Below are 11215 nucleotides of genomic sequence, written 5' to 3' on the forward strand. Positions count from 1 at the left end.
ATTTGGCGGTTTTTCCGCTTTTTCCTGTGCCCTGGCTAATTTGGTAGAAGGGCTGTTTGCCGGGATGGTGCGCAAATGGTATCCTCATGCGGCGCTGCCCTGGTGGGTGGTGCTGTTGAGCGGTGTTGTAGGGGAAGTGTTGCAAATGGCTATTATTTTGCTGACTGCCCGGCCGTTTGACATGGCGTTGACGTTGGTGGAGCATATTGCGTTGCCCATGATTGTGGCTAACTCTATTGGTTTGACTATTTTTATGGCGATTATTCGCATGACTATGGACGTACAGCAGCAAGCCGGTGCGGCGCAGTCGCAAAAAGCGCTGGCCATTGCCGCGGAAACGCTGGCTTATTTTCGCAAGGGTTTGGATGAAGCTTCTGCACAAGCGGCGGCTGATATTATCTATGCCACCGGCAGTTATCATGCGGTGGCGGTAACCAATGCTACGGAAGTGCTGGCCTTTGTGGGAGACGAGGCGGAACACCATCGGGCTCGGCGGCATGAGTTGACAAAGGCGACCGTTCGGGTGTTGCAGAGCGGCGAAATTTATGTGGCCAGGACGCGTGAAGAAATCGGCTGTCCCTGCGGCATTTGCCGCTTAGAAAGCGCCATTGTTGCGCCGCTGAAACGGGGCGAGCAGGTGATTGGCAGCTTTAAGCTTTACTATACGAACTCTAAGCTTTTAAATCAGTCTGATGTGGTTTTTGCCAAAGGACTGGCGCAACTTTTTTCCATCCAACTGGAGTTGGCGGAAATTGACCGACAGGCTAAACTGGTAGCCCGGGCGGAGTTGAAGGCGCTGCAGGCGCAAATTAATCCTCATTTTTTGTTTAACACACTCAATACGATAACTTCGTTGATTCGCACGAAACCAGACCAGGCGCGGGAACTGCTGCAGAAGCTGGGCTCTATTTTTCGCTTTGCTTTGCAAAAAGCAGGGCATGCCATTACGCTGGAAGAAGAGCTGGCGCAGGTGCGGGCGTATTTGGCGATTGAAAAAGCCCGTTATGAAGAAAAATTGTGTATTGAAGAAAATATTGACGAACGGCTAGGGGCCTGTCTCATTCCTTCCCTGATTATCCAGCCTATTGTTGAAAATGCCGTGGTTCACGGCTTAAAGCCCAAAGTAGACGGAGGAACCATTTGGCTGGATGTGCAACAGCGAGGCTCGGATGTGTTTATTGTGATTCGCGATGACGGCGTGGGTATGGATTTGCAGACGTGTCATCCCCTGGAGCAGAATTCAGTGGCGCATATTGGCATGCAGAATGTACATGAGCGTTTACAGGGACAATATGGCGGCTCCTATGGGCTGACCGTACAAAGCGCCCCGGAAGAGGGAACGGTGGTCACCTTGGTGCTGCCGTGCAAGACAAGGAGTGAAGAAGAGCATGCTCAGCAGCATCATTGTGGATGACGAGAGGCCGGCCAGAGACGAGCTGCGCTACCTATTGTCGCTGGTTCCAGGCGTAGCGGTGAAGGGAGAAGCGCAAAATGCCGCCGAAGGCATACAATTGGCGGCCCAGGAGCAGCCGGATGTAGTGTTTTTGGACATCAGCATGCGGGATATGGACGGTTTGGCGGCAGCGGCGCTGATTCGCAAAGTGGCGACAGGGACGATGATTGTTTTTGCTACGGCCTATGATGAATACGCCATCAAAGCTTTTGAATTGGGAGCGGTAGACTATTTGCTCAAGCCCTTTGAGGAAGCGCGGATTCGTCAGACTGTCCAGCGTTTGCAGGCGTATCAAAAAGAAGAAAAACATGCGGCTGTGAACCGTGTTGATGAAGTACTGGAAGAGGCGAGAATTCACATTGATAAGCTGCCCGTAGAAAAGAACGGCAGCATTCATCTTTTGAATTATGGTGAAATTGTCTATGCTTATGCCAAGGCTGGCAATGTGACTGTTGTGACCGCAAAGGATGAAGCTGTCTACAATGGAACGTTGTGCGAACTCGAGGCGCGCATGAACGGGACGCATATGATGCGGGTGCATAAAAGCTATGTGGTCAACTTAGATAAGATTCGGGAAGTGGTGCCGTGGTTCAAAGGAACCTATTGGCTGAAAATGGAGCATTATCCGGAAGTGGAAATACCTGTAAGTAAAAGCCAAATTAAAGAACTAAAAATCATTTTGGGCTTAAAGTAACTTTATTTCCATTGATATCTCCTGATTTCCATTGGCAAGGCATTTTGTTCTATTGATACGATATGCGTTTATTTATTGAATTTTGTATCTTATGCTGGAAATGCAGTATTACTAAAATTCAATATTGGAGGCAAGTCGTATGAGTATGAATGGTTTGTATCTCGTTCTGATTTCAGCGCTGGTTTTAAGCCTGTGCTATCGCTACTATGGCGCCTTCATCGCCGCAAAGGTGTTGGCTTTGGATCCCAAACGTCCGACGCCGGCTGTTGTGCATGAAGACGGTCATGACTATGTACCTACGAATAAATGGGTACTTTTCGGACATCATTTTGCCGCTATCGCTGGCGCAGGTCCCTTGGTTGGTCCGGTTCTGGCGGCGCAGTTCGGCTATTTGCCGAGCATGTTGTGGATTTTGATTGGCGCCTGTTTGGGCGGCGCGGTTCATGACATGATCATCTTGTTTGCCTCGATTCGTCATGACGGCAAATCCATTGCGGAAATCGCCAAAGAAGAAATCGGTCAATCCGCAGGTTTGGCAGCCGCTATCGCCGTTATCTTCATTTTGGTCATTACCATGGCCGGCATGGGGATTGCCGTGGCTAACGCCCTCTTCAACAGCCCCTGGGGTGCCTTTACCGTAGGCGCTACCATTCCCATCGCTCTTTTCATAGGCGTTTACATGCGCTATTTGCGGCCCGGCCATATCGGCGAAGCATCCTTCGTCGGCGTGGTCATGGTGATTGCCGCGGTTGTGGGCGGTGCTTGGATTCAACACTCTTCCTGGGCGCCGTTCTTTACGCTGAGCCGTGTGCAGCTTGACATTATTTTGCCGCTGTACGGTTTTGTCGCCGCTGCGTTGCCTGTGTGGCTGCTGCTGGCGCCTCGCGACTACTTGAGCACCTACATGAAAATCGGCACTATCGGCGCGCTGGCGCTGGGGATCATCATCGTGCAGCCGCAGATTCATATGCCTGCGGTGACTTCGTTCATTGGCGGCGGCGGTCCGGTTGTGCCTGGTCCGGTTTGGCCGTTTGTCTGCATTACCGTGGCTTGCGGCGCTATTTCCGGCTTCCATTCGGTTATTGCGACCGGTACGACGCCTAAAATGCTGACCAATGAAAGTGAAATATTGCCGATCGGTTTTGGCGCTATGCTGGCGGAATCCTTCATCAGCGTCATGGCATTGATTGCTGCGACAAGCTTGATTCCTGCGGACTATTTCGCTATCAACAGCGTACCGGAAACTTTCGCTAAATTGGGTATGAACGTACAAGAACTGCCTATGCTTTCGCAAATGGTAGGAGAAAATGTGGCAGGCCGTCCCGGCGGCGCGGTTTCGCTGGCTGTGGGCATGGCTCATATTTTCTCACAGATTCCCGGCTTGGGCGAATTTATGTCCTTCCTTTATCACTTTGCCATTATGTTTGAAGCCCTCTTTATTTTGACGATCATTGACGCCGGCACCCGTGTTGGCCGGTATTTGCTGCAGGAAGTGGGCGGTTTGATTTACAAGCCTCTGGGAGACGCGAACTGGACTCCTGGCGTTGTTTTTACAAGCGCGCTGATTTCCTTTGCGTGGGGGTACTTAATTTTTGGAGGCTCTATTGCTTCCATCTGGCCGCTCTTTGGTCTGTCCAATCAGCTCTTGGCCAGTATGGCCTTGGCTATCGGCACAACCATGCTGTTGCGCATGGGCAAAGTCAAGTATATCTGGGTAACCTTGGCGCCGTTGTGCTTTATGCTGGTGACGGCGGTAACCGCCGGCTTCTATAACATCTTCGAGTTCTATCTGCCTAAGGGGCAGATGCTGTTGGCTGGGGCCAGCGTAATCATGATGGTCCTCATTGTTTTCGTCATTGTGGACTCCGTTAAAGTATGGCGGTCCATTTTGAAAGACGCCCAAAAGAACTTGAAACAAGCGATGTAAAGCAACTATAAACGTCCCTGGAAACGGCAGTAAGCCAGCTCCAGGGACGTTTTGTTTCCATTCCGGAATTTGTAAAACGAACCGCGAAATACAAGAAAGACGCGAAAAGGGGTATAGTCCTGCGGACCGTCTTGCTTCAATAAAAGTCTCAAATTCGACAACTGCCGCCGGATTTCTTGATCGAGCCCTTTTTTACTCCCACGAATCCTCGTTCGTTTCTGTATATTTTCTCTGTTTCCTCTGGCCTTTCCTCTGTTCCTCTGCGTTCGTTCCTTGTTTTAGACTCTTGTACGCAAAAGAGAGATTTGCTACAATGAAAGTACAAACGGATAATGATTATGAAATACCATCTATGAGATTTTTGTTATAGCAAGTTTAAAAACGGAGGACGACTATGCTGACCTTTACAGAAACAGCCCGCGCTTTGGCGAGGGAAAAGAAAAAACCGGTATATTTGGAAATGGCGCCGATTATTAATGAATGCTGCTTTGCCATGAGGGAAAGTCCTTCCGTACGGTTTGGCGAGCCCAAGGACAAGAGCCTATATCAACTTGCTTCTATTGAAGGCTTGTCAGTATACGTGCCCAAAGAGCTGCCGAATATTCCGCTGAAGATCAATGTGCGCAACATTTTAGGTTGGAAAACATTGTTCGTAGAAGGCTGGAGGCTGGCGTAACTTTTGCTTTGAAAATAAAGAACCGCTTGCCTCGTTTAAAGGGGAAAGCGGTTCTTCTTACTTTTTCTTGCTGTTTTGTTGTTTGCGCGCTTGTTCTGCTTGGCGGTTAGAAAAGAATTGAGTGCTTTTTTTAGCGGCCAGCTGATTTTTGTAGCTGCTCTTATCGGAAATTTTACCCATGACCATACCTCCTATTAGTTCTATTTCTATTGTAGCATGAATCAAAAGATCTGTGGGGGAAGAAGTGAATTGTGAGCGCGATATAACAAAAATACAAATAAATACAAAAAACATTGACATATATGTAAATGTAGATTATAGTAAGCATGTGGCAAAACTAGAAAATTTCATACGTAAATGTAATGAGGGAGAACTCTTGCTTTTGTGTCGTTTCAGAGAACCGGCGGGTGGTGCGAGCCGGCAACGAAGGAAACAGGATCGTCGCTCCTGAACAGCAACGCTGAAACCGTAGGGAGTAGGCCGCGCCGGTCTCGGCTTTCCTTGGAAAGTGCAGCCGTTAAACTGCTAGGGTTGTTAGACCCGATGAGAGGCAGATGATTTTCATCTGTGAAAAAGGGTGGTACCGCGAGAGCAGCCTCTTGCCCCTTTGAGTCTTGGACTTGAAGGACGCAGGAGGCTTTTTGTTTTTCCTGAATTGCGGTTTGCGTACATAAAAAAATAGGAGGATGAGGAAAATGAAATTTTTAGAGATGTTGGCGCGGGGAATTTGCAAGGGCATGCCGTTGTGGGTGGTGATCTTTTCAGCGCTGGCTTTTTTTCAGCCGGCGCCCTTTAAAGCTATTGGTCCGTACATTTCCTATATGCTGGGGATTATCATGCTGGGGATGGGCCTGACTATGTCCTTGGAGGACTTTCGACTGGTTTTTACACGGCCGAAGGATGTCTTTTTCGGCGTGTTTTTCCGGTACTTGATTATGCCGATCGTTGGCGTCAGCATTGCCTATGCATTGGATCTGCCGCCGGCGCTGGCGGCAGGGATGGTTCTTTTGGGAGCATGTCCCAGCGGCACGGGGTCCAATGTAATGACGTATCTGGCCAAAGGAGATACCGCTCTTTCGGTGACTGTGTCCAGCGTGAACACCATCTTGGCGCCAGTGTTGACGACGTATTTATTTTCTTTGTTGGCAGGCGGATTAATTCCCATTGATAGTTGGGCGCTATTCGTGGATATTGTCAAAATTGTGCTGGTACCCGTAGGGCTGGGCGTTTTTCTGCATACCATTGCTCCTAATGCGGTTAACAAGATGACTAAAGTGGTTCCGGCGGTGTCTGTTATTTTTATTGTGGCGATTATTGCTGCCGTTGTAGCGTTGAATGCGTCGAAGATGGCAACAATGGCCTTGGTTATCTGCGCCGCTGTGTGCATTCACAATGTGGCAGGCTTGCTGTTGGGCTATGGCGCTGGCCGCGCCGTGGGCATGCCGGAGAAAAAATCCCGCGCCATTACCTTTGAAATTGGCATGGAAAATTCTGGCTTGGCCGTAGCCTTGGCGTTGGCGCATTTAGATCCTATGGCGGCGCTTCCAGGGGCGTTAATGAGCGTTTGGGAATACATTATCGGCAGCTTGTTGGCGGGGTACTGGGCCAGCAAGCCTGTGGAAGAAGAATCAGAACAAGAGCAAGCGGCGTAGCAGGAGCTGTCTGGTAAATGCAGAATAAAGCTATGGTTGGTTAATTCCAACTATAGCTTTATTTTATTTTGGAATAGTTTATGTAGATTTTTGTTGCTGAGTTTGTGGGAGGCGAAGATCTGATGCAGTATTTTCATGTAGATGTTTTTGCAGAGAAGCCTTTGCAAGGAAATGGCTTAACAGTGGTTTTTCCGCCGTTGGATATGGTGAAAACAGCTGGCTTGCTGGCTATGGCGCAAGAGTTTAAACAGTTTGAAAGCATTTTTTTGTATCGGAAAAAACCGGGACTGGCGCGGGCGCGCATTTTTACAGTGGAGGAGGAACTGGCCTTTGCGGGACATCCTGTGTTGGGAGCGGCAGCGGTCTTGCATGAGTTGGACTATCCAGGCGCAGCGCAAGCGGAGCTGAAGCTTGTTCTTTCTAGAAGCGAGGTGGTTTTGCGTTCAAAACGGCTGCCAGGATCATTTCAAGTGGAGATGGATCTTGGGAAAACACAGTTTAGTCGCGTTCTCTCGCCGACGGCAAGGAACATAGTGGCCGCGGCGTTGAATTTAGAGTCGGAAGATTTGCATGAGGCGTATCCGTTAGAGGTGGCTTCTAACGGCCTGCCTTACTTATTGGTACCAGTGCGGCAGCGTCTGGAGGAAGCCAGAATTGTAGCGCCGGACTTTGCCGAGCTCTTGGCCTCGTGGGGGGCGAAGTTCGTGTACTTGTTCCAGCCGGAGACGCTGGAGGGGCGCACCTGGGATAACCGCGGTTTGGTGGAAGATGTGGCTACAGGGAGCGCCGCCGCTCCGTTGTGTTCTTATTTAGTACGTCACGGCTGTTGCCAAAAAGAAGAACGTATCGCAATTAGCCAGGGTCGTCAAGTGGGCCGTCCTAGTCGGATCTACGGCTGGGTCGCGAAGAATGGAACCGTGACCATTCAAGGCGATGTAGCTTTTTTTGCATCAGGAATATTGTCGTTAGGTGTTTTACAGCACCTTGCAAGCGAAGCGGAAGAGGGAGGAATGTGATGAACGCGGTCTGGGGAAAGGTGTTGCGAAGACTAGGCGTCGCCTTGCTTAGCCTTAGCGTGTTTATCTTGGGGATTTCCGGGTATGTAGGCTGGAATTTGACCCACCCGCCGAAGAAAGCGCTGCAGACAACGCCGGCGGCAGTTGGCTTGCCTTATGAACCGGTGAGCTTTGTCAGTCGTGAGGATGGTTTGGTTTTGCAGGGCTGGCTACTTAGGTCGCCGGAAAACCGCTTGACCGTAATTTGCTCGCACGGGTACCGGCAAAATCGCGAGCAGGCGGATGTGCCGTTGTTGCCGCTAGCGAAAGTCTTGGTGGAGCACGGCATGAACGTGCTGCTTTTCGATTATCGCAATAGCGGTGAATCAGCAGGGGAGATGACTTCGGTGGGGCAGTATGAAGTGAGGGATCTGCTAGGGGCGGTGGACTATGTGCATAGCCGCCAAGAGTTGAATCCTAAGGTGGCGCTGCTGGGCTTTTCCATGGGAGCGGCAACGGCTATTCTGGCAGGGGCGGCGGAACCAACGGTTGCGGCGGTGGTTGCTGATGCGCCTTTTGCGGACTTGACACGGTATTTAGAAGCGAATTTTTCGGTGTGGACGGGGTTGCCGGCAGTGCCCTTTAATCGGACGATCTTGGCCGTAACTCCTATCTTGACGGGGTTACAGCCGGAAAAAGTAAGTCCTGTACAGGTTGTGGGAATGTTTGCAGGACGGCCGCTGCTCTTAATTCACGGCGAGGCGGATGAGGATATAGCGCCGGAGAACAGCCGGGAACTGCAGCAGGCGTATCCGGCGGCGGAGCTGCTGCTCGTAGCTTCTGCGCGCCACGTGAAAAGCTATCAGCAGGAATCGATGCGTTATGAAGCGGCGCTTTTAAATTTTTTGCAAAAAGTGGAGCTTGCCCATTGACTTGGAGCGCGCTCTAAGGTGTACAATGAGTGAAGCAAAAAGAAAAAACAGGAGGGTCTTTTATGGAAAAAGCAAAGGTCTATTTTACCAATATGCGAGCGACATCCAAAATGAATTTGCTCCAAAAGCTGGAGAATTTGGTCAAAAAAGCGGGGATGACCGATATTGACTTTAAGGAAAAGTATGCGGCCATCAAGATTCATTTTGGCGAGCCGGGCAACTTGGCCTATTTGCGCCCCAATTATGCCAAGGTTATTGTGGACGTAATTAAGGCGCAGGGCGGCAAGGTATTCTTGACGGACTGCAATACCCTCTATGTAGGGCGGCGTAAAGATGCATTGGAGCATATGGATGCTGCCTATGAAAACGGCTTTAATCCCTTTGCAACGGGCTGTCAGATTATTATCGGCGACGGCCTTAAGGGAACGGATGAAGCCTATGTACCGGTAGCCGGCGGCGAGCATGTCAAAGAAGCGAAGATTGGCCGGGCCGTTATGGACGCGGATATTTTTATCAGCTTGACCCATTTTAAAGGGCACGAATTGACCGGCTTTGGCGGCGCCTTGAAAAATATCGGCATGGGCTGTGGTTCCAGAGCCGGTAAAATGGAAATGCACAGCGACGGCAAACCGCGAGTACGGGAAAAATCTTGTGTAGGTTGCGGCGCTTGCGCTAAAATCTGCGCTCATAGCGCTATTACAATCACTGAGAAAAAAGCCAGCATCGATCATTCCATTTGTGTAGGCTGCGGTCGCTGTATCGGAACCTGTCATTTCAACGCCATTGCGGCGGCGTGGGACGAATCAAACGATGTCTTAAATAAGAAAATTGCCGAATATTCCTGGGCGGTGCTGAATGACCGGCCGCACTTCCATATTAGCTTGGTTGTGGATGTGGCGCCGTTCTGCGATTGTCATGCGGAAAACGACGTGCCGATTATTCCGGATTTAGGCATGTTTGCTTCCTTTGACCCGGTGGCGCTGGATATGGCCTGTGCAGACATGGCTAACAAGGCGCCAGCCATTCCCGGCAGCCATTTGGGCGAACAACTGGCCGCTCGCAAAGATAGTACAGAGGCGGATCATTTCTGTACGGCTCACCCGGAAACCAACTGGCTGTCCTGCGTGGACCATGCGGAAAAGCTGGGCTTAGGCACGAAAAAGTATGAACTCATTGAGGTCTAAAGTTTTTTAACCAGACTAACGGCAGGATTTTGCCGTTAAAGGCGAGAAATACCCATAGCTTGGTTGCAGTGAAGCGGCCTTGGTATGGGTATTTTCAATTAGGGGATGACGTTTTGAAAATTGGAGCTAGAGTCATTAAGACCGGCATTGCCGTGGCTATTACCATGTTTATCTGTAAGCTGCTGGACTTGGAGCCGGCTTTTTTCGGCGCTGTGTCAGCGGTTATTAATATGCAGCCCTCTATTTTTTTGAGCTTTCGGGCGGCGAAGGATCAGATTTTGGTCCATATTTTAGGCGTCTTGGCCGGCTTTTGCTTTGGCTATTTTCTGGGAGTGACGCCTCTTTCGGCAGGCTTGATCGTTATTTTGCTTATCCCTTTGTACATTAAGCTGGATTTGCATAGCGGCATCACCATGGGTATTGTGGCGGCTCTATTTGTGCTGAGCTCTAGTACAGAAGAATTTTTGGTGCACGCTCTGGCCAGAACCGGCGTTATTTTTGTCGGGTTGGGCGCAGCGATGCTGATCAATGTGGTTTTATGGCCGCCGCGCTATAATCAAGCGCTGAAAGGAAAACTACGGCAGGCGAATGAAGCGGCGGTGCTTTATTTTTGCCGGGCGGTCCAAGAATACGTTGGTCTGGAGGGGAGCGCACAGCCCCAGATTGAGCCGGAAGAAAAGAAACGAATTTATAAGCTGAATAAGGAAGCCAGGCAGCTCTTGGATCTGATGAGCCGCGAGCGTTATTTGGGGGTGTCCTCCAAGGAGCAGCCGAAGGAGTGGCTGACGCAGGCGGAAAAATTGATCGACTATAACGAATCCATTGTAAAAAAAGCAAATCGTATTTTTGATTTGCTGCCTACGCGGGTGGAACGTCGCCATGGAGTGGGAGATCCGCCAGTGAGCGAGGAATTCAGGGCGATTTTAGAAGTGCTCGAAAGCGGCTGTACTATCGTCATTCGGGTAAACGGCAAGCTGCGTACGGTGATTATTGACGAAGGAACGGTGCAAATAGAAGAAATTAGCGAGGAATATTGGGAAACGCTGACCCATGCCATTGAGCAATGGCAGCCGCGGTTCGAAGGCAGCTACTATATGCACGGCCTGCTCGAAGTGGCGGTGATTGCCAATGAGATCAAATGGGCGACGCGGCAGGCGAAAATTCTGTTGCAGGAAAGCGTGGAAGCAGAACCTTGAAGCAGGAATAAAATGAAACTAGGCGGCGGGAAGCGCAATTTTGCGTTTTCCGCCGCCTGCTTTATTGGCGCAGCGCGTCAATTTGCTCCAGCAGATTTTTGGCTTGCTGCCCGTAGCGCCGCACATATAATTCGCGCAACGGGCGGGCTTTGGTAAAGAATTCTTCTGGGTTTTCCATCTCGTTGATTTCCAGGCCTTTGTTTCTCAGTTGATAAAGCAGCTCTGCTTCCTCCGAAGCGACCAGCTCGCGTTCGTAAGACTGGGCCTCTTTGGCGGCGTCCAGCAAGAGGGTTTGCTGCCGCTTGGAAAGGGTTTGCCACGTTTTTTCGCTGATGAGCAACACTTGGATAAAATACTGATGATTGGTAAGGGAAAGATATTTTTGTACTTCGTAAAGTTTATTGTGAAAGACCAAGGAAATGGGATTTTCTTGGCCGTCAAGGACTTGCTGCCGCAAAATATCATAGGTTTCGCTAAAGGGGAGAGGGGTGGGGGTTGCGCCTAAA

General features: G+C 50.2%; 11 protein-coding genes. 9 read left to right on the forward strand and 2 right to left on the reverse strand.

Features of this window, described 5'->3' with window-relative positions; translation table 11 throughout:
- The 4 genes from PHF27_RS10870 to PHF27_RS10885 all read left to right on the forward strand — a co-directional run.
- Positions 1-1414: histidine kinase (locus PHF27_RS10870; protein ID WP_300069756.1), on the forward strand; the 1414-nt coding region annotated here is incomplete at its 5' end.
- Positions 1389-2147: a LytTR family DNA-binding domain-containing protein gene (locus PHF27_RS10875; RefSeq protein ID WP_300069759.1), complete on the forward strand. Its 759-nt coding sequence runs from the start codon at positions 1389-1391 to the stop codon at positions 2145-2147. The genes PHF27_RS10870 and PHF27_RS10875, both read left to right, overlap by 26 nt.
- 145 nt (positions 2148-2292) lie before the next feature.
- The gene (locus PHF27_RS10880) at positions 2293-4074 is read left to right on the forward strand and encodes a carbon starvation protein A (protein WP_300069783.1); all 1782 of its coding nucleotides are present in this window, start codon (positions 2293-2295) and stop codon (positions 4072-4074) included.
- 394 nt (positions 4075-4468) lie between these two features.
- Positions 4469-4750, forward strand: a complete 282-nt coding sequence (locus PHF27_RS10885; RefSeq protein ID WP_300069761.1) for a CC/Se motif family (seleno)protein — start codon at positions 4469-4471, stop codon at positions 4748-4750.
- Between the two features lie 57 nt (positions 4751-4807).
- Here the strand turns inward: PHF27_RS10885 and PHF27_RS10890 are convergent, their stop codons facing one another.
- Complete coding sequence (locus PHF27_RS10890; protein WP_300069763.1) at positions 4808-4930, reverse strand: hypothetical protein; 123 nt, start codon at positions 4928-4930, stop codon at positions 4808-4810.
- Positions 4931-5445: 515 nt separating this feature from the next.
- Here PHF27_RS10890 and PHF27_RS10895 point away from each other — a divergent pair.
- The 5 genes from PHF27_RS10895 to PHF27_RS10915 all read left to right on the forward strand — a co-directional run bounded on the left by PHF27_RS10895 (position 5446) and on the right by PHF27_RS10915 (position 10709).
- Positions 5446-6402: a bile acid:sodium symporter family protein gene (locus PHF27_RS10895; protein WP_300069766.1), complete on the forward strand. Its 957-nt coding sequence runs from the start codon at positions 5446-5448 to the stop codon at positions 6400-6402.
- A gap of 122 nt (positions 6403-6524) precedes the next feature.
- Positions 6525-7418: a PhzF family phenazine biosynthesis protein gene (locus PHF27_RS10900; protein ID WP_300069769.1), complete on the forward strand. Its 894-nt coding sequence runs from the start codon at positions 6525-6527 to the stop codon at positions 7416-7418.
- Positions 7418-8329 (forward strand): alpha/beta fold hydrolase, encoded by a 912-nt coding sequence (locus tag PHF27_RS10905; protein WP_300069772.1) that lies wholly within the window; start codon positions 7418-7420, stop codon positions 8327-8329. Before PHF27_RS10900 ends, PHF27_RS10905 begins: the two co-directional genes overlap by 1 nt.
- Before the next feature lie 62 nt (positions 8330-8391).
- The gene (locus PHF27_RS10910; RefSeq protein ID WP_300069775.1) at positions 8392-9513 is read left to right on the forward strand and encodes a DUF362 domain-containing protein; all 1122 of its coding nucleotides are present in this window, start codon (positions 8392-8394) and stop codon (positions 9511-9513) included.
- A gap of 113 nt (positions 9514-9626) precedes the next feature.
- Positions 9627-10709 (forward strand): aromatic acid exporter family protein, encoded by a 1083-nt coding sequence (locus tag PHF27_RS10915; RefSeq protein WP_300069778.1) that lies wholly within the window; start codon positions 9627-9629, stop codon positions 10707-10709.
- A gap of 61 nt (positions 10710-10770) precedes the next feature.
- Here the strand turns inward: PHF27_RS10915 and PHF27_RS10920 are convergent.
- On the reverse strand, positions 10771-11215 hold a 445-nt coding region (locus PHF27_RS10920), incomplete at its 5' end, for a TRAP transporter substrate-binding protein (RefSeq protein ID WP_300069781.1).

It is taken from the genome of Anaeromusa sp., from assembly GCF_028691475.1.
Lineage (GTDB): Bacteria > Bacillota > Negativicutes > Anaeromusales > Anaeromusaceae > Anaeromusa.